This is a genomic window from Streptomyces phaeochromogenes (genome assembly GCF_001418655.1).
Classification (GTDB): domain Bacteria; phylum Actinomycetota; class Actinomycetes; order Streptomycetales; family Streptomycetaceae; genus Streptomyces; species Streptomyces phaeochromogenes.
Map to the genome: position 1 here is coordinate 20032 of NZ_LIQZ01000072.1, position 23599 is coordinate 43630.

Consider the following 23599-nt stretch of genomic DNA (forward strand, 5'->3'; position numbering starts at 1 on the left):
AGCGACCCTACGGCCCGCCGCTGACAACACCCTGCCATGCACGGCGGCGGAAGCTGCCCAGCAGACAGGGCAGTCGGCCGCAGCTTCCACAACGGCTCACGGCTGCTCCGGGTCGCGCGGCCTGCACCACATGACGGGGTGTCACTATGCTGCGCCGGAGGAGACCGGCCCATAGAGGGGATCATCGGGGGATGCAGGATCCAGGCCGTCTTCCGGCACCTGACAACACGGGCTCGGCGACCGAAGTGCGTTTCACCTACCAGGCGCAGGCCGCGCTCCGTGGGGTGTTGGAGATGCTGGCGGGTGGCGGAGTGCTCCATGTGACGTGCGAGCATTTCGAGGATGTCCTGGTCGCCCGGACCGGCGGCGTGGTGTCAGGCGGCGTGGCGCTGTGGGACTTCCAGCAGATCAAGTCCCGGAAGAAGCAGGACAGTTGGACCTTGTCCAAGGTGCTCCGGAGCAAGGCTCTGGCAAGCCTTCTGCGCACCCATCGGGCCTTGCGGGAGCACAAGGACCTTCCGTACGTCCTGACGGTCGGCGTGGAGGGTCCACTGAGCTCCGAGGCGGATGTGCTGGCCCTCGCGCAGGGACAGGGAGGCGACAGCACGAAGCGGCTGGGCCGGATCGCCAGGCATCTCGCTGCGGACGCTGCCGAGGCTGCGGAGTTCCTGCGGCTGGTACGCATCGAGGAACTGCCGGACCGTTACGAGCTGGAGCGCCGCAACCGCGATGTGCTCTTCGCCCTGGCCCCTCATCTGCGGGCCGGGGACGTCGAGGTGCTGCACGCGGATCTCCTCAACCGGGTCAGGCTCGCGATGAGCGGGAGCCTGGGACCGCGCTGGCAGGCGCTGGTGACACAGCCCGATGTACCGGAGCCGGTCCTGCGCAAGCGCCTGACGCCGCAAAAACTCCGCGACGTCGCGCTGCGTCTGACCCGCCCTGACCTGGCCGACTACGTGCGCGCGAGCCGGCTCGCAGCACAGACGCATCCCTATCCCGAGGCCGGGCAAGCGGGCGTGCCGTCGCTGAGTTCCGTCTACGTGCCGCAGCGCCTGCACCGGGTCTCCTCGGAGAACGGGCGCAGGCGCGACAGTCCGGCAGATCAGTCTCCCGGCGATGTTGCCGACGCCTCCGCGCTCTTGGGACATGCACCCATGTGCCTGGTGCTTGCCGGCCCGGGCGGCGGGAAGTCCAGCCTCCTGCGCGCCGTGCAGGCCGACTCGGCCGAACGCTGGCCGGCCCGCGAGGACCAGCGGATGCTCGGGGTGACCGTGCCGGCAACAGCGCTGCTCGGCTCGCCCCTGCCAAATGCTCTGGCAGCAGCGGCAACCACACAGCTGGCCGCTTCCGCACTGCAGCGGACGCTGTCCGACGAACTCTTCCTCAACAGGCCCGCCCCGGGCGCCTGCTGGCTCGTGCTGGTCGACGGACTCGATGAGATCACCGACCCGGACGACCGACAGAACCTCCTGCGCACCCTGGCCAACTTCGCCGCCGGGCCCGACCCCCTGTACCGGTTCGTCGTGGCCACCCGGCCGCTTCCCGGGAAGGACCTCCGCATCCTGGGCCACGACGTGCCGCGCTACCAGTTGGTGCCCTTCTCCCGCAGCGAACTGTCCAGCGCGGCCCAGCGCGTCCTGGACGGCCTGGGCATACCCGACTCCCGGGACGCGGCGGGCCGGTTCGTCCGCATGTTGGACGACGCGCACCTGACCGGTTTCGCCCGTACTCCGCTCATGGCGACGATGTTGTGCCAGCTATATGCCGCAGATCCCGGGCAGTCGCTGCCGGCCACCCGGGGGGCTCTGTACGCAAGATTCACCGATCTGCTGCGCCACCGGATGAGCGGCAGGGGCCTGTCGGGGGTGCGGAGCCAGGCCGAAGCCGCCCTTGCGTGTTTCGGCCCCACGGCCGTGTCACGAGCCCATGACCTGCTCGATCAACTGCCGGACACGATCGACAACCTGGCGTATGACCATCGCAGCGGCAGCGTAACGTCCTGGGTCGATGCGCTGGCCGCCCTGGACAGCGCGCGGCGCCCCCGCGCCGTGCCGCAGGACAACTGGAACGGTTTCCTGGCCTCGGTCCTGGGGCGCAGCGGGCTGCTCACCCACAGCGGGGACGGTTTCACTTTCCTCCACCAGACCCTGCAGGAGTACTGCGCTGCCCGCCACCTCGCGCGCACCCCTTCTGCCCATGCCCGTGAACTCGACCGGCTGCTCGGCCCGTGGGAGGAAGACTGGGGGACGACCCCGTGGGGTGCACCGCTGGACACCGCCTCCTACATCGGCTTCCTCATCGACCCCGGAACCGCCCCGCCCACCGACCCCGCCACCTCCCTTGAGGCCCTGGCGGTGCCCGACAACATCCGCGGGTGCCTGCTGATCGCCACCCAGCTGTCCCTGGGCACCCTGCTCGCCGACACGTGGAAACCACTGGTCCAGACGGCCGCACAGGCCATGGCAACAGCGAGCACGGATGACGACAGCGACGCCACCTCACGCGTCTGGGCGGCGAGCGTGCTGGCGGAACTGGACCTGCAGGAGGGCATCACCGCGCTCGAGACGCTGGTGGACGATCGGCTCCTGGACGAGGAGTTCAACGAGGACCCGCACAGCCCGGATTTCAGCGACCGTCTCCTGGCTGCCAGGTCTTTGCTGGAGCTGGACGCGGTGCGTGGAAGAGACGCCTGCCACCGGCTCGTCCGCGACTCTCACCTGTACGAGTCCGTCCGGGTACGAGCCGCTGAGGTACTCCTGTCTGTCGGGGACGAACGCGCCCGCCCTGCCTTGGTGTACCTCGCCGGAGCGGACATCCACTTCGACGACCGCCTCGAGGCAGCGAACCGCCTCTCACCCCTGGACCCCGAGGCGGCAGTTCGCGCGCTGCACAAACTGATCGAGGACTACCGGGGCGATCCGGACTGGCTCGACTGGTGCGTAGCCGCCGCCCAGGCCCTGACCGAGCTGGGCGACCCGCGCGGCCGACAGATCACCGGCGAGCTCTCAACCGGCCTCTGACACCCGAGCCAGCTCCGAAACCCCGCGTCCTACTCAAGATGCTTGACGGACGGACGAAGGCGCTCCTCGGATCCCAACTGCGCGCCGGGCAACTCCTCACCGCCACAGTGGAGATCTTCACCGCGCTTCTCGACATCTGGTCTTGTGCCAGTCACGAAGAGCGTCCGCCGGTCGGCGGGCCAGCTGACGCCAACCGCTATGACGTGGGGCGCAAACAGCGGTTGAGAGCTGCGCTGCACCGGGGTGCGGCCCGACGCGGCGAGATCTGCCGGGCCGGGCCCCACTTCAACGCTACCCCTGGCCACGATTCGCCCCTGCGTGCTAGGACCGTTCTGCTCTCACCCGCTTGTTGTCGCTGCCGAAGACGGCGTGAGGCGTAGTCGTGTGTCGTCAGTGACCTCTTCCCAGGCCCTCCTGCGGGAGAAGCGGCCCTGGTGAACATAGTGTCTGCGGAGGCGACCGGGGTGATCGTAGGCATAGGCGTGCCGGTCGTACTCCACGACGCGGTGTCCGGGGCGTGCCACCTCCGCAAGGCGAGTAGTCGGGTCATGGAACTGGGCGTTCCAGGCGCGCTGCCAGGCATCGAGCCAGTCGCCGTGCTCCTTCCCGGGGACGCCGCACACCTCTAGAAATGCCTGGAGTTGGCGGTGGCTGAGCATCGTGTCGCCCTTGAGCATGCGGCTGACGGTGGTCGTCGGCAGACGGCCGTGCCTAGCTCGCCGTTCCATTTCACGCAGGGGCATGTAGCCGGCCCGTGCGTAGGCGGCCTGCAGAGCGAGGCGGAGCTCAGCTGATGTGTTGATCAGCCGCGGCCGGGGCACAACCGCTGGTCCGCGGCGTGCACGGGAGCGGGCCTCGCTCCAGCAGGTGCGGGCCGCTGTTACGGAGGCTCCGCAGGCCCGGGCGTATGCCTCTACGACCGGCAGGCGCGGGATGGTGTTACCGCTGGCGGCTCTTTGGAGGGTGCTGACGGAGCAGGGGTGTTCGCTGGCCTGGGTGCGGGCTGCCAGTTCCGCGTAGCACAGGCCGGCTTCCTGGCGGCGTTCGCGCAGCCACGAAGCCAACGCGAGCAGAGCGAGGTTGTGTTGTCCGGAATAGTTCAGGGGCTTCTCTGGGCGTCCCATGACTCCTCCTCACGCCACCGTCATGGCCCAGGACGTGCGCCGGGCCCAGCGCAGTGCGGTGACCGTACCGGCACCGGTGAGGCCTGCGCCGCCCAGGAGCTGCAGGATGGTGGTGGGCTCCAGCCCGCGCGGGGCCAGCCAGGCGGCTGTGAGCACGATGACGATGATGAGGACGGTCTCCGGACCGGAGGGGTGGTGCGGTGCGGGCGTCGTGACGCCCGTGGCGTGTCGATGGCGGCTCATGTGGTTCTCCCCCTTCATTGGGGATCGGTCGGCGGACGACCTGGGGGTCGTCTGCCGGCGGCTGCGGACTCCTCGCGTGCGCGTCCGGTGGTGGCAGCCGACCGGGCGCGTGAAATAAATCGTGCCCTACTGTGCGGGCCTGCGGGCGAGTTGATTCATCCGTGTGCCCTTCCTAGGGCGAGCCCGCCGTGAGGCCCCTGCGAGTCCAGCGGTGCAGTTCGCTGACCTGCTCAAATACTGGATCACTCGGTGTCGTGTTCCCGTGGGAGGGCGAATTGTTTCAACGGTGCTCCACCTCCCGTTGCCTCATCCCTGTCTCGGTGCCACGCTCTGGGCAGGTTCTCCTCGACGGTTGCGGACTCCTTCGCTTTGGTCACAGGACACAAGAGCCTTCGGCGCCCATATGTGTGGCAGCACATGGGTGCCCCCTGACGAGGGCCGGGCGTCAGACCCGGCCCTCGTCACGCCGCGGCCCCGTGCAGGGCGCTACCGACCGTTTCGGCTCTTTGGCCGACGGCATACTGCGGCCATCGAGCAGGGCAGAACACTGACGACCGCCCGCGCGCTCAACTGCTTCTAGTGCTGCGCGCCCAAGCATGCCGCTGTGCTCGACAGCGAGCGTGTGTTGGCGTGGGCGGTCGAGCTCGACGTCGCCGGGGTCTCGGAAGCGGCGTCGGAGGCGGCGAGCCGACCGTGTGGCACAAGGTCCGCGGTGCGCCAGGCAGCAGAGCAACCGCGCAGGGCCGAGAGGTGCGGCGCACGTCTGCCGTCCTTCGGTTAGGGTGCCGCAACAGATCAGAGACGGCGGGGTGTTGTGATGGCGGGCTGGCATCGGGGCGTGTTGTGGGTGGTGACGGGAGTAGCCGGTCTGACCTGCGTGGGGCTGGCCTTGTTGTTGTGGCTGAAGGATCTCGGCACGGCGGGCACCGTGGCGGGTCTTGCTGCCGATACCGTCACGCTCGTCATGACCGTCTTTGCTGTCCGTGGCTTGCTGCTGCAGTCCGCGCAACAGACCGCCCAGGCGGTCACTGCGTCCGGCGCAGGTTCCGTTGCCGCCGGTGGCAGCATTGGCAGAGCTGTCACGGGAAACCGCAGCCAGTTGTCGAGCCCGGCGCCCTCTCCTCTCCCAGGGCCGGCAGCCCCGAGCGGGCCGGTGGAGGCGTCGGGCCCGAAGTCGGTGTCGGCAGGCGGTTCCATCGGTGAGGCGGTCACCGGGGACGGCAACAGCGCGTGAAAGCCTGGTGGAGCCGCTTCGGTTTCCGGCCGCGCAACGATGCATCTCTGGGCCCGCCCCAGACTTCGGCCGTGCCGGGCACAGTGTCGGCATCGGGTGAAGGAGCCATGGCGATCGGCGGGTCTGCCGGGATTGCCGTGTCCGGGCACGGCAACACCGTGTGCGTGGGGCAGTTGTGGTCTGATGAGCGGGTAACGCTGGATGATCTGGCCGCCGCAGGCCGGGCCCGCATGGTGCAGCGCTGGCACGCGGCCGGTGTTCCCCTCGCGGTGGCAGCCGAATTCGCTGACAGCTCGCAGCTGGGAGCCCTGCCCACAGCGGTAGTAGCCTCCTTGCCGGAGACCGGTGTTGTCGTTCTGGAGGGCGGCTTCGGAGCGGGTAAGTCGCTGGCCGCCGAGCGGCAGCACCAGCAGGACATCGCCGCCGTCCGCGCCGACGCGCAGGCTCCCATTCCAGTTCACCTCGTCGCTCAGCACATTCCGGGCAACGTGATCGACGCGGCCACCCGCGCGGCACGCGCGCTCGGAGATCCTTCCGCACGCGGTGTTGCGCTGGTAGTGGACGGGCTGGATGAGCCCGGTCCGATCCGCGGGAAAGAGCTGCTGGACCAAGCCCTCAGCTGGGCCGCGTCTGCGACCGGTGGGCGCTGGCGCATCCTGGTCACCGCCCGTCCCGGCCTTGAGATGGACGCCGAGGTGCGCAAGGTCATGCCGGAGCTGGCCGAAGAGGAAGCGGCGGCGCTGATGGACCGGCTCGGCGGAAGCGGCCTCGCGGTGCGCAGCCAATCGAGCATGGTACGCAGCGTGCTGCGCCGGCCTCTGTTCGCCATCATCGGGGCGCAACTCCAGCGCGATCACGAGCGTCTGCCGAACAGTCCGGTGGCCTTCCTGGACGCTCTGGTCACCCGGGCGTTGCGCGATGTCGAAAGCGTCCAGGAAGAACGTGCCGAGCACCTGTTGCAGCGGCTGGCCTCGGCCTGTGTCAGCACCGGGGGCGTGGCGGCGGCCGCTGACGTGGGCAGCTCGAGCGTGGTACGGGCCTTGCTGGACACCCGGCTGGTGGTGCGTCTCGGGGACCGGCATCTGGCCTTCGCTCTGCCCGTGCTCGAGCAGTACTTCGCCGGCCAGGCCCTGCTGGCGGGCGGGGTGCTGGCCGAGGTGGTGCAGAGCGTGGAGCTGCTGGACCGGTGGCGCTACGGGCTGGCCATGGCGATCGCCTCGGGCGGCTGGGATTCGGTCGGCACGGTGCTTGATCCTTTGCTGCGTGCCCAGCCGGGGATCGCGGCCTGGGCTGTCTACGAGGCCATCCCGCGTGACGTGTCGGAGGGGGAAGGCCCGTGGCCGGATCTGCCTGCCAGCGTGGTCAGCCGGCGTCTGCAGACGACACTTGAGGCCTGGCAACGCACGCTCAGCCCGGCGGGTGACCGTATCTTCCTCTACGCGGGATGGACCGGTCCGGTGACGGTCGATGCCCGTCTGGAAGGCAACAGGCTGGGGCTGCACATCCTGCGCCGCGACGGCGACCACACTCCGGGACTCGCGATCCCGGTCGCCCATCGCTGGTCGGAGCCGCGTGGGATACGTCCCATGACGGCATCGTTCGGGCCGATCGCGGCGGACCATGCCGCCTGGCCCTGGCAGCAGACACTGGGCGTACTCGCCTCGGGCCTGCACACGCTGTGCGAGCGCAGGGTCTTCGACCTGGCCGGCTGCGACGCGTACACCAAGGAGCGCCTGTGGTTGGCGGGACAGGGCCTTCTGGGACGTACCTCCCGTCGCTTCACCCCGCTGCGGGCAGATGAAGTGCACCAGGCCCTGCGCCAACACCTCTACTCCAAGGGAAGCCTGCCGGTCCGGTCCAGCTACGGCCGACAGTTCACCGCCTGGCGGGCGGAGTTGCTCCGGATCGACAAAGAACTCGCCAGCGGTCGATGGGCCGACGCCAACGGCATGCTTCATCACCCCTACGCCGTCCCCGACCAGGGGCATGGCCCTCACGTACGCTGGGTCTGGGACACCTACAGCGCACAACAGCTCAGGCTGCGCACCGAGCAAGTCCTCACCGCCGCAGTCGAGATCTACACCGCACTCGTCGACACCTGGTTCCCCCACCTCAAGCAGGTACTCGGCCTGGCCAGCGCCGCCCCCTTCGCACTCGGCGCCGACCTGTACTGCCCGCCCGGCGGCAACGACTCGTATGAACCGCCCCTTATGCGGCTCTCTCTCCGCCCCTCGCCAAGAGGTTCGGTCACCGTCCGTCTCGTCCCGTCAGAAGACGACCTCTACGCTCCGGTGCCTCCTGTTCCACCCGGGAACGAGCCAGCAAGGTCTCCGTGGGCACGCCCGAGTACGCCGGTGCTCAGCGAACCGGAAGTCTTCGGCGATGCCCCCGCCATCAACTACGCCTACGCCTGGCTCCACGAAGACCTCCACCGCCTCCACCTCACCGATAGCGGGCCGCGAAGTCTGCGCACGGGTCTCCCGTAGCGCCTGCCCGCGAGCTTGTACCCCGGGTCCGGGCCGAGGAACGGACTGCCTGCGGGTGCGTGCTGTCGCGGACCAGCAGAGCGTCGGCGTTCCCACGCCATCTGTCGAGATCCCCGTAGTTGATCACTTCGAACCGCACGTGTCGCTCCGCCCCCGCTTCATCCCACTGGCTGCCCTGATGCTAGACAGGCCCTGTGCCATGCCGGACTCCGGGGAGCCGTTGCGATGGGATTCCGCCCCACCCCGAAGGCCTCCAGACCTCCCTCACCGACTCCGTGACCGCACACGCCGGCACCGGCCTCCGGCGAAGAGCTCCTGCCCTAACCCGTGCCTGCTTCGCCGCCCGCCCTGTCGCGCTTCGCCGGTCAGCCTCTAGCGCCACACACCGGGATGCGTCGCGATCGCCAACTGGGCTGCATCCAGGAACGCTTGCGTCTGCCGCTCGACAGGAGCGGGTCCCAGCCTGCTCAGTGCCTCCTCGTCCCTGTCTGCCGACATGCGCTCGATCATCTCGTGGCCTTTGCGGATGGAGTCCTTCTCCAGGGCATCTGACACCTCGGCGGGCTCCTCACGGACGTCCTGGACAATCACCAGGACGAGGCGTTCTCGGGCATAGCCCACGGTCCGCACCCGCCACCCCAACTGCCGTGCTGCACGACGCATCGCGGCCCGAATGAGCTCCATGCCTCCCAGCATCTCTGCGTCAGCCGGGTGGAGATTAGCCTGCAACGCCCCGCCGTACCCGCTTGCTCCTGGAGGGCAGGTCGACTCAAGCACCGGCTTCAACGCCTCGGCCAGGGCGGCACAGCGCGGGTCCTTGGACAGTGCCGGCTGCCTGACCGTCACTGCCTTCGCCGAAGCCGTTTTCGTCGCTGCAGCGGTCTTCGGCTCCGCACCGGAACGGGCCTTCCTCGTCAGGCCGGGTGCACCAAGGTTCTGCTGCAGAACGACGAGAGCCTGCTCCATGCCTTCATGATCGAGCCGGGCCGGGAGGAGTCCAGCTTCGCTACAGGCGATCACATGGGCCAGAGCCTTCTGGTAGGCCATGGACTGAGCGACGGCGAAAGCCCGTGCCAGACGAGTACGGTGAGTACGACCGGACATCACGATCCCATCAGGCCTGCTCTCACTGCAGATACATCCCACCGCACCATGTATCCAGCAGGCCTTGGACGTGAAGGGTCAGATCCGAGCCGGGGTACATCGTCGCGGTCCTGGCGGCGGCCGGGTTCACCCAAGGCGGTGGCCCTAAGGGTGGTGTGCGCCCACAAACGCAGGCCCCAGTATGCCATCGCGGTCGCCTCGGCGCCGGGGATCCGGGCTACCTTCCATCGCGACGGCCAGTCACCCCGAAGGCATCAGCGCCGACCAATACCGCTTCCCCAACAGAGGCATCCTGCTTGAGCTTTGGCCACCACTCGGCAAGCTCATCAGCACCCCCATCAAAGACCTCCGGGAGGAAGCGTTCCCCACGCCACGACCATGATCAACACCCCGGGCACTCCCCCAGCGCCGCCACAATAGGCGTTCTCATTGCATCTGCGGCAGTCTCACGCAACCCGCAGGACCGCAGGTCAAGCTGCTCATACAGGGTCCGGAACCCGTCGCAACCGACTTGCAGCACCACAGGTCAACGGAATGCAGTCACCGCAACAATGGTGAGACCTCACACTGGACTGTTCACTCGAGACGGCCACCGAGCAGCTGATCAACGAACTGCTCGGCACGACCCGAGACGATCAGGCGCGAGGAATCGTGAGCGTCCCGCACTTCACGTCGTCTGGCTCCAGCGGTCGCAAGGCGCCCCACCGGACAGGCGTGAGCGCCGAATCACCCGACGCGCAGTCGTGAACACCTTGCAGATACGAGGCCGTTGATGAACCAAGGGCAGCAGCGACCGAGCGGCGGGAGCACGAGCAGAGCCGTGGAGGCCGGGCGTGCCCACCGCCTGCTCATCGGGGTGGTCGTCTTCGGAGCCGTCGTCATCGCCGGGATCGGCTTCGCCGGTTCGTACGCGGCGGTGCGCGAACTCGCCCTCCAGAAGGGCTTCGGGAAGTTCAGCTACGTCTTCCCGATCGGTATCGACGCGGGAATATGCGTCCTGCTCGCGCTCGATCTGCTCCTGACCTGGATCAGGATCCCGTTCCCACTGCTGCGCCAGACGGCGTGGCTGCTGACGGCGGCGACGATCGCGTTCAACGGCGCCGCCGCCTGGCCGGACCCGCTGGGCGTCGGGATGCACGGTGTGATCCCGATCCTGTTCGTGGTCTCCGTCGAGGCGGCACGGCACGCGATCGGCCGGATCGCGGACATCACGGCCGACAAGCACATGGAGGGCGTGCGCCTCACCCGCTGGCTGCTGTCCCCGCTGCCCACGTTCCTCCTGTGGCGCCGGATGAAGCTGTGGGAGCTGCGCTCCTACGAGCAGGTCATCAAGCTGGAGCAGGAGCGTCTCGTCTACCAGGCACGGCTGCGTTCGCGCTTCGGCCGCGCCTGGCGCCGCAAAGCCCCGGTCGAGTCCCTGATGCCGCTGCGGCTGGCCCGCTACGGCGTGCCCCTGGCGGAGACGGCCCCTTCGGGTCTGGCCGCGGCGGGCATCGAGCCTGCGCTGCTGCCCCCGGCACCCCGCCAGCAGACCGAGCCTACGCAAGCCGCCACACCCCCCGACGCGGCCACCTGTACAGAGCCAGCAGCGCACGAACCATCCGCAGCGCAAGCGGACGCGCCAGGACGTCCGGGCGCGCAAGCACCGCAAGAAGAGCAGCGCCGCCAGGAACCCGACCGCACCCCTGCCTTCGGCGAACAGCAGCAGTCGGACCGCGCGCAGGAGCAGCCGGAGTACCACCTGGAGGAGGAGCCGGAGTCGAGCCCGTGGTTCGCTCCCCCGCAGCAGGAGGTCGCGTACGAGGGCGGCTACGACCCCTCGTACGCGCCGGACCAGATGTGGGCCCAGTACGAGGTGCAGCAGGCACAGTACGAGGCCGAGCAGCGCCAGGCGTACCAGAACGGGCAGGTGCTTCAGGAGTACGAGGAGCGGGAGCCCTCACCCATGGACACCGGCATCCCCTCCGCCCCGAAGGGAACCGGCCGCACCCGCCAACCCTGCCAGAGCAGCGCCCTGGAACCGGAAGCCGCGCAAGGCCCGCATCAGGCCAGCCCTGTTGAAGCTCCCGCACAGGAAACCGCACCAGCTCTGGTGGCTCTTCCAGCACTGGCCGAGCACACCCGCGCTGTGAAGGCCTCCCTCAAAAACACACCGAGAGGCGACACGCCAGCGCCTACCACGACGCTGTCCGAGCTGACCACTGTCGACCGCTACTACCTGGCCTGGCACACCTTCCAGCAACAGCACGGCCACGAACCCCAAGGCCCCGAATTATCTCAATATCTGGCCGACTGCAACGTATGTGACCGTGAGGGCCAGCCCATCAAACCGAGAACACTGGCGCGCTATTACCTGGAATTCCGGTTCTACACCACATGGGCAGAGCACCGCGACCATACAACCAACCCCCGCCTCGACCAGGTTGCCCGCGATCTCACCCAACGCGGAGTCACCGCCCAGTACAACAAACCAATCCGGGCAGCCGACCTCAGTAAATACCTCGACACCTTCCAACGCCGCTGGACCACGCTCCAGATACGCTCAGGAGCAGCCCCCATACGCGCCCCGCGGTAACCGCGTCGCCCATGCGAAATGCCTGCCAACCGGTTGCGGTCTCAACATCGGGCCGAACAGTTCAGTCACACCCCAGTTGAACGCCCCCCGGGTCGCAGGAGGCGGCTGTGAGTATGCAGGCCAGAGGCGGTACGCAAACTCGGTGTCACCCAGTTCGTGCGTCGATTGTGAAACAGCTAGGGGACGTGGGCTCCGCGCACCGGCAGTTCGCCGTACTGGAGCCAGTAGGCGCGGATCTCGTCGAGGGTGTCCCACAGTCGACGGCTCCCCCACTGGTGAACCCTAGGCGGGTCGGAGCCCACGGTGGTGGCGCGGGCCCATGAACCGTCCGGGTTCTCGAGCCACGCCGTGCGCAGCCCGGCGTCTTCCGCGTAACCACACAGGACGCCCGGCACCATGATGTCGAGTATGGAGGCAAGGTTCCACGCCTGCTCGACGTCGAAGACCGGATCAGGGCCGGTGGTAACGTCCTCTCCGTCCTGCTCGCGCGCCTCGGCAAAGTTCTCCCGCGGCCCTGGTGGGTAGTCGGCGCCGTGCCGGGTACGCATGAAACCGGCACGGTCCCACTCGACTCGACCGACGGCACTGCCATCCTGCTGCTTCTCGGCAGTGACGATGAGCGATGTGCTGCCGATCGTCGTCACCAGCCGGCCACTGGGCCGGAGCGCGGCGAGCCAACTGGCAGGCACCGGCCGGACGCCGACGGTGGCCACGATGCGGTCATAGGCGCCGGGCAGTTCGCCGGTGGCGTCCAGAGTCGCGAGACTGGGGCGCAGTTTGATGTGCTCCAGGCGCTCGCGGGCGGCGTCGACGAGGTAGGGGTCGACATCGATGCTGGTGACCTGGAGGTCGCCGAGGCGGCGGCAGGCGAGGGCCGTCCCGGAGCCGGTGCCGACGTGGCTCCGGACCCTTGTCTCTGTCCATTTGACCGGCGGCTGCTTTGTCTTCCTCCGTCCGGACGGGGCAGGATCGGCGCATGAGGATTCTCGTCATCGGCGGAACTTGGTTTCTGGGCAAGGCCATTGCGAAGAGTGCGCTATCGCGGGGGTGGGACGTCACCACCTTCAACCGCGGCCGGTCGGGACCAGATGTACCCGGAGTTCAGCCCGTACACGGTGACCGGACGGTTCGGGAAGACCTGCACAAGCTCGCACAGCGTGGCCCGTGGGATGCGATCATCGACACATCCAGCTCGGAACTCGCGCCCCGTGACGTCCTCTTGGCCACCACCGCGCTACAAACGCGTACGCGGCGCTGGATCCACATCTCCACCGTGTCTGTCTACCAGGGGTGGCCGCACAAGCCGCTGACAGAGGATTCTCCGCTGTTGGAGTGCCCTGCCGACGCTAACGAGGCTTTTGGCTACACGGGCGAGGACGGAAGCCCTACGAAGTACGGCTTCCAGAAGGCTGGCGGTGAGCGTGCTGTCGCGGAAGCCTTTGGTGACGGAGCGGTGTTTCTGCGGCCAGGTGTGGTGCTCGGACCCGGTGAGTACGTCGGCCGACTGCCCTGGTGGCTGGAGCGGGCGAAACGCGGCGGCCGCATCCTTGCTCCTGCGCCAGCCGAGCAGCGGATTCAGCCAGTAGACGTCCGCGACGTCGCGGAGTTCGCTCTCCATCAGGCGGCGGCCTCAAGCAGTGGTGGCTTCAACGTGACGCATCCTGAAGGAATCTCGTTCGGCGATTTTCTCGACGAGTGCCTGCGGACCACCGAGGGCGACGGTACGCCGCTCTGGGTGGACCCCACCGTACTTGCCAGTCACGGGGTGAGGCAGTGGACCGAACTCCCGTTGTGGCGGACCCACGCCGGAGTATGGGCAGTGGACTCCCAGCGTGCGGTTGATGCGAGTCTTCGCTGCCGTCCCATCGCTGACACAGTCCGGGACACGTGGCAGTGGTGGGCGTCGGATGGGCGTCCCGTGGACCACCCGCGATGGGTGGAACACGGGATCGCTACAGAGAAAGAGGCACAGATCCTCGCCTCCCTGTAATCAGGAGCCGATGGCCAAGAGAGGCACCGCCGAGCCGAGCCGGTACGGCGGGGAGACCCGGGTGAACTCCTCGATCTGTTCGCGCAGTTCCGTGGGGAGCTGTGCGCCGTGGTAGCGCGGCGCGGCAAGGTACCGCCCGATACGGGCCGCCCTCACAACGATCCCGGTCTTGCGCTCCTCGGGCGGCACCTCCCAGATCGGCGTCAGGGCGGCGGCCGCACCCTCCACGTTGTCGGACAGGAGACGAGCGTGGGCGAGGTCGGCGGCTGCGCCCGCGCGCACGTGGGTGGACTGCTCGCTCTGCGCCTTCCCTCCAAGGAGAACGAGGGCACGGCCAGCCTCCGCTTCAGCCTGCTCCGCATCGCCCATGATCAGTGCGGTCGTGCTGTTGGACATGGCCAGTCGCTCCTCGGAGAACCCGAATTCACCGCCCACGGCGTCGTGCAGGTCGTCGCGAACGTCCCGGCCGCCATCCTCGGAGAGCTGGATAGCGTGCCGAGCGGAGGCGACATCGCCTAGGTAGGCGTATGCGCGGGCCACGATGGCGCGCAGACGGCGCTGGGCGATGTCGCCGAGGCCGCTGTAGCCCAACGCCCGTTGGGCCTTCGCGAGGGCCTCGTTCGGTTCGCCGGAGTGGTAGGCGATGTACGCCAGGGTGCCGTCGGCGTAGGCCTGCAGGGGCACGAACCGCGTGCTCTCGCCATACACAGCGGCGGCTCGGGCCAAGGTTCGAGCGCTTGGGAAGTAGCCCAGGTCGAACGCCGCGACGGCGAGGAGCGCGGCCGTCTGTCCGTTGAGGATCATCAGGGTCTGCTGCTGGACCGGGATCTGCGTGCGGTCACGGTGCTGCTCGACCTCTCGCCGGAGGTCGTCGGCCGCCTCGTACGCCTGCGCCGCCGGCATGCCGTGGTATCGGCGGGCGAGGCTCACCAGTTGGTCACGCAGTTCGTCGATGGTGTTGTCGGAGATGGACGCCGCGGCAGTTGCGTCGGCGCCGTCATGGGCTTCACGTGCGGTCATCTGAACTCGCTCTTCAAGGTCAAACGCGGGTGCCTGGGGATCGACCTCCAGCGGCGGCCCGAACAGTTGCTCCACCGTGTAGCCCGGCCACATGGCTTCCAGAATCTGGCAGCTCTCGGGGCTGGGCAGGGTCACGAGCTTGCCGCCCGTCCAGCGTCGGAACTGTGTCTCGCCAAGGGTTGGGTTGCTGGGGTCTGGCCCGAAGAGACGAATACCTGTCGCGGTGAACTTCTTCTCGAACTGACGGTAGGGAAGCCTGTCCCGATCACACAGCCACTTCAGCAGTGTCCTCGGCGTGTCACCCATACCGCCCCCAGTTTCCGGCGCCACTGGTCCCGCAGCGCGCCTTCGGATCGATCCCTTCTTGAAGAAGAGGAATCCGCAACACCACGTCATGGCAACAGTCCCCAAACATGAGCCACTTCAAAGCTACTCCGACGCCACGTTCGTCGCTCACATGCGGCTCAGAGGACACCTTGTAGGCCATGGCGGGGCCACGCGGAATGAGAGGAGCCTGATCGCCAACCCCGCTGAGAGTGTTTGACCAGGCACGAGAGCGTGTAATCAGGGAGTCCCCCGTGAAGCCGGAGATGCAGCGCACCGCAGACCTTCCCGTGAAGGCGCAGACAATTCTTCCCGCAGTGGCCTGCTACGTCGAGCAAGCAGCCATTTGGCTGGCATGCGTAGTTCTCGGACGCGCGGAGGGCTCGGCGTGACACCGACTGCAACTATTGCGCGGCCGGGCATCAGAACCGCCTCTCAACACCGCGCGTACACCAGCTTTGACCTGACCTTCGTTCGTGCCAGCGGTTCCACGGTCGGCACCATCGCAGAAACAGACCGCGCTTGGCCACAGCGCATACGCCGCATCATCCGGGCAAGGCTGAGGCACTGGGAACGACCGGACCTCACAGATTCCACCGAACTCCTCGCCACCGAGCTGGTCACGAATGCGCTCAAGCACGGACGCGGTGACGTCAGGGTGCGCATGTACCCCACAGCCGACCGCGTCCGGATCGAGGTGCGAGATGGCTCTCACGACCGTCCCGTGCCGCGCGTCGCAGCTCCTGATGATGAGGACGGCCGTGGCCTGTCCCTCGTCATTGCCATCGCCGAGGACTGGGGTGTCAGCCCCGACGGCACGACGACCTGGTGCACCCTCCCCTTTTGAGAAGGACCGACGACATGGAACTCGCCGTGGCCTCCAGCTTGGATGAATGCTCCGCCGACCCCCCTCTGCTCCGGCCCGAGCGTCCTCAGGAGTGGAGCAGAGACTTCTCCATCCAGGCGGAGGCGGTGCGTCTCGCTCGCCTGCACGCCCGTACGCGGTTCACGATGATGAGCTGGTCAGGAGACCAGGAGGACGCCGTCACCGTCGTTGCGGAGCTGATGCAGAACGCGGTTGACCACGTCGGTGCGGAGCATTCTGAGGGCGGCCTTGTGCTGAAGCTGGCCGTTGCCGATGACGAGACGCTGCTGATCGCTGTGACGGACCCGAGCCCCGCGTTCCCCGATTTCCTCACGGCCATCACCGCGCAGAAATGCACAGGCCTTGCGCGAGTCCGTGAGCTCGGCGGAGAGACCACCTGGCGACGGTCCGAGGACGGGGACAAGAAGACCGTCCAGGTCCTGATCAGGCATCCCTCTCCGGCTGCCGACTCCCACTGACCGACCGCCGGGCCGCGGCTGTCAGCCGAGCCTCCCCGGGATCGCCCCCCGCGGCCGCGGTCTTCACCCCACCTGCTTTGAGGACTCCACCCTCATGTCCCTCTTACGCACGCCAGGCAAGTCGACCGTGCCCGTCGCGATCCGCGGACTGCGGAGGCACCTCCGTGCCCAGTAATGGCATGCCCCTGATCGACCACCCCGCCGGCCGCGATGCCGCGCTGTATCCCGTCTTCGAGGATCTCAAGATGGGCCGCTACCGGCGCGTGAAGGAACTACTTGCCGAGACAGGCCACAACTGGCAACTACGCACCTTCCGCAGCCAGGTCATTGCCCTGTACGCCGCGCACACCCGGGCCATCGACTACTGGCACCAGGAAGAACCCACCAACCCTGACGCTCTGATGATGTGGGCCCGCGTGCTCACCCAGCGCATGTTCCATCTCCGGCACCCCGCGAACAACCCCGCAGTGATCAACGCGGCCAATCACGCCCGCCGCGCCTGCCACGCCGCCATACAAGCCTGTCAGCAGTGCCCAGTGGCATGGATATGTCTGCTGGCACTGGCCCAGTTCGACGCCGACCCGAGGTACAAACAGGACGCCGATCACTGGTCGCCCTCGCAGACCGTCGATGCCCTGCCGGACGGGCCTTGGCCCCTGTTCTGGGCGGTGCGCCAGCGGGATCCGGAGAACCGCGAGGGCTACCAGCGCATGCTCCAGTTCTTCTACGCCTGCGGCGGCGGAGCGCACGCCTTCGCCCAGTGGACGGCGATGCGGGCAGGAGAGTGCTCGATCCTGCACATGCCACCGCTGTACGCCTACGCCGAGGACTACCGGCGCCGGCGCAACAGCCACCAGACCAGCGACTTCATGTACTGGAACAACCATCAGATACGGCACTACGTAGAACGCGCGAGAGACGGCTGGTTCACGTACCTCGACGCCGACACGCGCAGCTCACCGGCGCTCTCCATCGACCTCAACCTGCTGGCATACGCGCTCACCGTAACCGGAATGGAAGGCGCCGGCCCCGTCTTCCAGGCCATCGGCCCCTACGCCACCGCGATGCCGTGGCAGAGCATCGCTCCCCGGTCCAACTGGGCCGAGGACTTCCATCAAGCCCGTGCCTACGCCCTGGACCAGCAGCCAGCCAGCCGCTGAACAGGCCTGGCAAGCCCTGCCATCCCTGCTCGCACCTTCCCTACGACACTACGAGGACACACTCCTTTGTCTCGAAGAAGAACAGTCGCCCTGCCCGACGATGACGCCGTGCTGATCGCGGAAGGCATCACACCTGCGCTGGCCCGCAAGATGGGCGGGTTCGGGAACTACGCCATTTCCTTCTCCGTCATCTGCGTCCTGGCCGGCGGCATGACGCTCTTCGGATTCGGCCTGCACAACGGCGGTCCGGCCGTGATGGTGTGGGGCTGGGTCGGCATCTTCGCCATGACCCTGGTCCTGGGCGCCTGCCTGGGAGAGGTGACGTCGGTGTACCCGACCTCCGGCGCCCTCTACCACATGGCCGACCGTCTCGGCGGCCCCGGCTGGGCGTGGCTGACGGGCTGGCTCAACCTGCTCGGGCTGGTTGGCGCCATCGCCGGCATCGACTACGGCGCGGCGGCCTTCATCGGGGCGTTCGCCAGCCTGCAGTGGGGTTTTGAGCCCACGCCCGAGAACACCATGGCGATCTTCGTGTGTGTCCTGTTCCTGCACGGCCTGCTCAACAGTTTCGGGGTGGGCCTGGTCGACGTGCTGAGCAAGATATCCGTGTGGTGGCAGTTCAGCGGCGTCACCCTCATCGTCGGCACGCTCCTCCTGGCCCCCGGCGAACGCCAGTCCCCCACCTTCGTCTTCACCGAGTACTACAACGACTCGGGCATCAGCAACCCCTTGTACGGGGCCGGAGTCGGGTGCCTCATGGCGGCCTACACATTCTGCGGCTACGACGCCTCCGCCCACATGTCCGAGGAGACCACCCGGGCACAGAAAACGGCACCTTGGGGCATGGTCCACGCCATCCTCTGGTCGGGCATCGCCGGCTTCGTGCTGATCGTCGGAATGCTGTTCGCCATGGAGAGCTACACCGGCACGCTGGACACGGCCACGGGTGTGCCGCCCGCGCAGATCTTCATCGACGTCCTGGGCACAGGCGTGGCCAAGGCCCTCCTGTTGGTGGTCATCGTGGCTCAGTTCCTGTGCGGCAATGCCGAGACTGCGGCCGCGAGTCGCATGGTCTATGCCTTCTCCCGCAACCGGGCGCTGCCGGGCTGGAGGACGTGGAGCCGGGTCAGCGCCCATACCGAGAACCCCACGCCCGCGGTGTGGCTGTCCGTGGGGATCGCCCTGGTTCTGGCGCTGCCGAGCCTGTACTCGCCCGCCGCGTACGCCGCGGTCACCGCGGTCAACGTCCTGGGCATCACGCCCGCCTACGCGATCCCGGTCTTCCTGCGTCTGCGCGCCGGCGACACGTTCCAGCAAGGCCCCTGGAACCTGGGCCGGTTCAGCAAGCCCCTGGGCTGGATCGCCGTCACCTACGTGGCCGTGCTCACCGTCTTCTTCTGCCTGCCCCAGGCCTACCCGATGCAGGTCGACAACTTCAACTACGCGCCCGTCACCTTGGCCGTGGTGCTCCTCTTCGCGTGGATCTCGTGGATCACCACAGGCAGAAAAAGCTACGACATGCCCACGCCGACCCGCACCGCTGAAGAGGCTGCGATCGCTGGAGGCATGGTCTGATGAACGCCGTCGACTCAACGCCGCGCGCCGGACACCTGACCTTCGAGGAGTTCAAGACTGCGGTGAACAGCGGTGACATCACCACGGTGCTGCTCGCCGTCCCCAACATGCTCGGTCAGCTGAAGGGCAAGCGCCTCGACGCCTCCGGCTTCCTGAAGACGATCGAGGACGGGTCGGAGGGTGGGGCGGAGGTGTGCGCATACGTCCTGGCCACCGACGTCGACATGGAGCCGCTCGACGGCTTCGAACTGACCGGCTGGGAGGCGGGGTTCGGGGACTTCGGCGTCGTCCCCGACCTGGCCACCATCCGCCGCCTGCCGTACATGCCGGGCACGGTCCTCGTCCACGCCGACGCCCTCCACCACAGCGGTCTTCCGATCGACGTCGCGCCCCGCACCATGCTGCGCACCCAGATCGACCGCCTCACGAAACTCGGCCTGGACGTGAAGGTCGGTCTGGAGAGCGAGTTCATGCTCTACCAGGGCACCGCGCAGCAGGCACACGCGGCCGGATACCGCGCTCTGGAGCCGGTGGCGCCGCACAACCTCGACTACGCCCTCGACCATCCCGTGGCGCTGACGGACTTCCTCGACGACCTGGAGGAGGCCCTGCGCGACACCAGCACCCCGGTCGAGGCCGTCAAGACCGAGGGCGCTGCCGGCCAGGTCGAGGTCACGTTCCCCTACGGCGAGGCGCTGGCAGCCTGCGACGCGTACACCGTGTACCAGCACGCCGTGCGGCACCTGGCAGAGCGTCACGCGATGGTGCCCACGTTCATGGCCGCCCCGCAGACCGGGGTGGGCAGCGGTCTGCACCTGCACCTGTCCCTGTGGCGCGAGGGCCGCAACGCCTTCGCCGTCCCGCACGAGGGGGATCTGCCCGACACGATGCGGCAGGCCATTGCCGGGCTGATCGCCGGCCTGCCACACCTGGCCCCGCTGTACGCGCCCCACATCAACTCCTACAAACGGTTCGTGGCACGCTCGTTCGCCCCCACCCATTTCACCTGGGGCCGCGACAACCGCGGTTGCGCCATCCGCATCACCGGCCACGGCGACGGGGCACACCTGGAGATCCGTCTCGCCGGCGCCGACGCCAACCCCTACCTCGCGCTCGCCGCAGCCCTCGCCTCCATCCACCACGGCCTCACAGAGCGGCCCGACTTCCCTCCCGAGACCACCGGTGATGCGTACCAGACGGATGATGGCCTGCCCGTACCAGCCGACCTCACCGAAGCCCTCGCCGACTTCCGCTCAAGCAAGACCGCGCTGGACGCTTTCGGGCCGGCCGTGGTGCGCCACTACGCCTACGCGGCCCGGCACGAGATCCGATGGCACCGCCATCGCGTCACGGATACCGAACTGGAACGGGGGTTCCTCCGTGCCTGAACCCCCATCGTATCGCCGCCTCATGACCCCCGAACTGATCACAAAGATCATCAAGGGGCGAGTTGCCGATGGCACGTACGGCCGCGGGACGGTGTTGCCCGCGGAGAAGACTCTGGCCGCCGAATTCGGCGTGTCCCACTGGACCCTTCGCCAGGCGCTCCAACCTCTCAAGGACACGGGGGTCGTGCAAGCCATCAGCGGCAGGGGAAACCTCGTCCCCGACCCGCAGGCCGCGCAATCAGCCGCCCGCCAAGTTCAGGGGATCATAAAGATCATCCGGGAACGGCTGGCCGATGGCACATACGCCGTGGGGACATGGCTGCCAGGGACGAGCGTCCTTGCTGCCGAGTTCGATGTGAGCCCCAACACGGTTCAAGCGGCCCTTAGACCGCTGAAGCAGGAGAAACTCCTCGCCGCCCTCAACCCTCAGGGAACGTACGTCATCGACCCGCAACACCCCTGCGCGCCCCCGCCCGACACGCGATCACACCACGTGGCCATCGAGAAGGTCATCCGGGAGCGACTACGCAACGGCACCTACCCACCCGGCAGCCGACTGCCCACCTATGCCGAGTTGGCATCCGAGTTCGGCGCGGGCCACACCACGATCTCTAACGCCCTCCAACTGCTCAGGAAGGAAGGGCTCGTCAGCGAACGTCAGCGCAGCAAAAGGGTCTACGCAGTCCGCTCGGCTTCCGAGCACCCCGGAGCCGACAGGAACGTCACCGGGGAGGAGATCGAGCAGATCGCCCGTTCGCGGCTCAGCAACGGCACGTATGCCGTCGGGACGTGGCTGCCGTCAGCGACGACCCTTGCCGCCGAGTTCGGGGTGGTGCACGCCACCATCCGCGAGGCCCTGGCACCACTGAAGGGGGAGAAGCTCCTGGCCTCGCTCGAAACGCTGGGGACGTACGTCGTCGACCCGCAACAGCCCGGGGTTCCGCCGCCCGGCAGGACGTCGCGCACCGTGGCGTACGTCGGGAAGGTACTCCGGGAGCGGCTGCGTGATGGCACCTATCCGCCCGGCAGCCGACTGCCCACCAATGTGGAACTGGCCACCGAGTTCGATGTGGGGGTCAACACGATTTCGAGGGCAATCAACCGGTTCAGGGGCGAGGGGCTCGTCTTCAGCGGGCTGCATTTCAGGGTCTACGCAGCCAGGCCGCTTTCCGAGTCCCCTGGCCTCGCAAGCAACGCCACCCGCGTCCTGGACGGGGACCTGAAACGGGGGTTCGACCATGCGTGACGACGTCAACTACGTGCCCCGCAGGTTGCGGGTCCATCCCAGCACGAAGTTCGCCGACACCCTGCGCAAAGAGATCACCGATGGCACCTGGGCCCCCGGCACAGTCCGTCGATCCGGTGAAATGGCACGGCGCTTCGGGACCACCCCGCACGTGATCAGCAAGACCCTTCAGCAGCTCCGGAACGAAGGACTCGTCGCCACACGAGCCGGCGGCGGAGGCGGTGTCACCCCGTGCGGCACCACGCCCTCGAAATGGCAGGAGCGCGCACGCCGCGACGACATCGCAGACACCATCCACAAACGGATCAGTGACGGCACCTACCCCGTCGGTGAACTCCTCCCCAGCATCACCGCCTTGAGCAAGGAGTTCGGCGTCGCAAGATCCACCATCTCGCTGGCCCTCAAGCCGCTCAAGGACGGGAGCATCCTCACGAACGCCGGCCCGACCGCCCACTACGGCACTGTGGTCGCCAAGCGCACTGCCTCCGACGCCTGTCCCCATCCTGATGCAGGTCACGCGGACACGGATTGCGGCCAAGTCCCTGACGCCGGCCGCGAGCGGGGGTTGTTCCATGCCTGACAACGCAGCACCCGCCCGACGTGCTGACCTGGCGGATCTGGCCCATGAAGAGCAGGATGCGGGGGCCACCGGCGCTCACACCACCGACTCCACAAGCCAGTCCCCGATTACCGGCCGACCGCCCGTGTCCTGGAGCGCGGCACGCGCGTACGTACTGGCACTCACGCTGTTCGCTCTCGCGGGCGGTCCTCATCTGGTCGGCGCCGTCGTGGCTGTCGTGCAGCAGTCCGGCGCAGAGGTCCCCGTCGAGGTTCTCCGCGTTGAAGAGATCGGCCGGCTGGTCGGCCTCGCAGGGGCCGCGGTCTGGCTGCTGGGGCTGATCCTCACACGCCCTCGCCCGCACGGCGTGGACCGGCCGTTGCGGCAGCTGACGGTGCTGGTGGGGGCGCTCGCCGTGATCGTGGCGGACGAGGCCGGAGAGTTCACCGCTGACCGTGCCTCCACGCAGATCGCCGGGCATCTCGCCGAGCTGGTGGTCTGGGTCTGGCTATGTGTCGAGGTGACCGCCCGCTGCGGAATCACCCTCCAACGGCTGAATCTGGCTCGCCCGGTGCGGCTGTTCCGCAAGCGCACCAAGGCCGAGCGGGCGCAGGGGGAGCTGGTCTTCTATGCCCACGCGGCAGCGATCTGCGCGTCGGTGTTCCTCATGGGGGTGCTGGCGCGGCTGCCTGGCCCTGTCCTCAACGGCGATCAGGCGACCGCGGCCGGGGTCCCCGACCTCGGACCGCACCTGGCCCACGCACTGTGGTCCGCGACCGTGGAGGAAGTGCTGGCGACGGCGGTGGTCGTGGCCGTGCTGACGGCCGCACGCCGGCCCTTGTGGGAGGTCCTGCTCGTCACAGCATTGATGCGTGCCCTCCCCCACCTCTACCTGGGCCTATGGCCGACAGTGGCCGTACTGCCGTTGGGCATCACGGCCGGGTGGCTGTATCACCGCTACCGCCGGGTGATCCCGCTCATCCTGGCCCACGCCACCTACAACGTCGTCAACATCCTGTTCGGGATGCCGCCGCTCCTAGGTGTATGCATGATCATGCTCGCCGGGGCCGGATGGTCCTGGCTGGAGACCCGCACAGTCCCGCCCCGTAGCAGATCACGCCCCGATCCCCGCGGCTGACAGCGACCCCGGCCCCCTCTTCCGTTCCTGACGGTGGCGAGCGAAGAGAGGGAACTGTAGCCAGGCCCC

At 67.9% G+C, this 23599-nt stretch carries 17 protein-coding genes and 1 pseudogene; 13 read left to right on the plus strand and 5 right to left on the minus strand.

The annotated features are described in order from the left end of the window. The first annotated feature begins 191 nt into the window (after positions 1 to 191). Positions 192 to 3020, plus strand: a complete 2829-nt coding sequence (locus tag AOK17_RS10945) for a dsDNA nuclease domain-containing protein (RefSeq protein ID WP_055612198.1) — start codon at positions 192 to 194, stop codon at positions 3018 to 3020. Between the two features lie 338 nt (positions 3021 to 3358). Here the strand turns inward: AOK17_RS10945 and AOK17_RS48235 are convergent, their stop codons facing one another. Together AOK17_RS48235 and AOK17_RS10955 are read right to left on the minus strand one after the other, a co-directional pair. Beyond that, on the minus strand, positions 3359 to 4144 hold the full coding sequence (locus tag AOK17_RS48235) for a helix-turn-helix domain-containing protein (protein WP_079052929.1): 786 nt from the start codon (positions 4142 to 4144) through the stop codon (positions 3359 to 3361). A 9-nt stretch (positions 4145 to 4153) separates the two neighbouring features. Next, the gene (locus AOK17_RS10955; RefSeq protein WP_055612200.1) at positions 4154 to 4387 is read right to left on the minus strand and encodes a hypothetical protein; all 234 of its coding nucleotides are present in this window, start codon (positions 4385 to 4387) and stop codon (positions 4154 to 4156) included. An 817-nt stretch (positions 4388 to 5204) separates the two neighbouring features. On the opposite strand from AOK17_RS10955, the gene AOK17_RS10960 reads away from it, so the two are divergent. Next, positions 5205 to 5621, plus strand: coding sequence for a hypothetical protein (locus tag AOK17_RS10960; RefSeq protein ID WP_055612201.1), 417 nt, complete (start codon positions 5205 to 5207; stop codon positions 5619 to 5621). Between the two features lie 107 nt (positions 5622 to 5728). Continuing rightward, entirely contained in the window at positions 5729 to 8107 is a 2379-nt protein-coding gene (locus tag AOK17_RS10965) for a hypothetical protein (RefSeq protein WP_157881301.1), read from the plus strand. Between the two features lie 372 nt (positions 8108 to 8479). On the opposite strand, the gene AOK17_RS48240 is transcribed toward AOK17_RS10965, so the two are convergent. Beyond that, positions 8480 to 9154 carry a hypothetical protein gene (locus tag AOK17_RS48240; RefSeq protein WP_245697085.1) on the minus strand — a complete coding sequence of 225 codons (675 nt, stop codon included), beginning with the start codon at positions 9152 to 9154 and terminating at the stop codon, positions 8480 to 8482. A gap of 829 nt (positions 9155 to 9983) precedes the next feature. On the opposite strand from AOK17_RS48240, the gene AOK17_RS52105 reads away from it, so the two are divergent. Beyond that, the gene (locus AOK17_RS52105; protein WP_425424603.1) at positions 9984 to 11786 is read left to right on the plus strand and encodes a DUF2637 domain-containing protein; all 1803 of its coding nucleotides are present in this window, start codon (positions 9984 to 9986) and stop codon (positions 11784 to 11786) included. A 176-nt stretch (positions 11787 to 11962) separates the two neighbouring features. Here AOK17_RS52105 and AOK17_RS10980 read toward each other — a convergent pair. Further along, a pseudogene (locus tag AOK17_RS10980) lies at positions 11963 to 12625 on the minus strand (protein-L-isoaspartate(D-aspartate) O-methyltransferase); the annotation flags it as partial. A 137-nt stretch (positions 12626 to 12762) separates the two neighbouring features. Here AOK17_RS10980 and AOK17_RS10985 point away from each other — a divergent pair. Next, entirely contained in the window at positions 12763 to 13776 is a 1014-nt protein-coding gene (locus AOK17_RS10985; protein WP_055612205.1) for an NAD-dependent epimerase/dehydratase family protein, read from the plus strand. Here AOK17_RS10985 and AOK17_RS10990 read toward each other — a convergent pair whose 3' ends face one another. Further along, positions 13777 to 15102: an NsdA family TPR-like regulatory protein gene (locus AOK17_RS10990; RefSeq protein WP_055612206.1), complete on the minus strand. Its 1326-nt coding sequence runs from the start codon at positions 15100 to 15102 to the stop codon at positions 13777 to 13779. Between the two features lie 406 nt (positions 15103 to 15508). On the opposite strand from AOK17_RS10990, the gene AOK17_RS48245 reads away from it, so the two are divergent. From AOK17_RS48245 to AOK17_RS11025, 8 genes are all read left to right on the plus strand, one after another. Continuing rightward, positions 15509 to 15967: an ATP-binding protein gene (locus AOK17_RS48245; RefSeq protein WP_245697086.1), complete on the plus strand. Its 459-nt coding sequence runs from the start codon at positions 15509 to 15511 to the stop codon at positions 15965 to 15967. A 14-nt stretch (positions 15968 to 15981) separates the two neighbouring features. Further along, positions 15982 to 16464 carry an ATP-binding protein gene (locus AOK17_RS10995; RefSeq protein ID WP_055612207.1) on the plus strand — a complete coding sequence of 161 codons (483 nt, stop codon included), beginning with the start codon at positions 15982 to 15984 and terminating at the stop codon, positions 16462 to 16464. A gap of 164 nt (positions 16465 to 16628) precedes the next feature. Next, the gene (locus tag AOK17_RS11000; protein ID WP_157881302.1) at positions 16629 to 17624 is read left to right on the plus strand and encodes a hypothetical protein; all 996 of its coding nucleotides are present in this window, start codon (positions 16629 to 16631) and stop codon (positions 17622 to 17624) included. A 66-nt stretch (positions 17625 to 17690) separates the two neighbouring features. Beyond that, positions 17691 to 19199, plus strand: a complete 1509-nt coding sequence (locus tag AOK17_RS11005; RefSeq protein WP_055612209.1) for an amino acid permease — start codon at positions 17691 to 17693, stop codon at positions 19197 to 19199. Continuing rightward, the gene (locus AOK17_RS11010; RefSeq protein WP_055612210.1) at positions 19199 to 20587 is read left to right on the plus strand and encodes a glutamine synthetase family protein; all 1389 of its coding nucleotides are present in this window, start codon (positions 19199 to 19201) and stop codon (positions 20585 to 20587) included. The genes AOK17_RS11005 and AOK17_RS11010 overlap by 1 nt, the downstream gene beginning before the upstream one ends. 22 nt (positions 20588 to 20609) lie before the next feature. After that, positions 20610 to 21833 carry a GntR family transcriptional regulator gene (locus tag AOK17_RS52110; protein WP_055612211.1) on the plus strand — a complete coding sequence of 408 codons (1224 nt, stop codon included), beginning with the start codon at positions 20610 to 20612 and terminating at the stop codon, positions 21831 to 21833. Next, positions 21826 to 22413 carry a GntR family transcriptional regulator gene (locus AOK17_RS11020; protein ID WP_055612212.1) on the plus strand — a complete coding sequence of 196 codons (588 nt, stop codon included), beginning with the start codon at positions 21826 to 21828 and terminating at the stop codon, positions 22411 to 22413. The genes AOK17_RS52110 and AOK17_RS11020 overlap by 8 nt, the downstream gene beginning before the upstream one ends. After that, positions 22406 to 23530, plus strand: a complete 1125-nt coding sequence (locus AOK17_RS11025; RefSeq protein WP_157881303.1) for a CPBP family intramembrane glutamic endopeptidase — start codon at positions 22406 to 22408, stop codon at positions 23528 to 23530. Before AOK17_RS11020 ends, AOK17_RS11025 begins: the two co-directional genes overlap by 8 nt. The last annotated feature ends 69 nt before the right edge of the window (positions 23531 to 23599 follow it).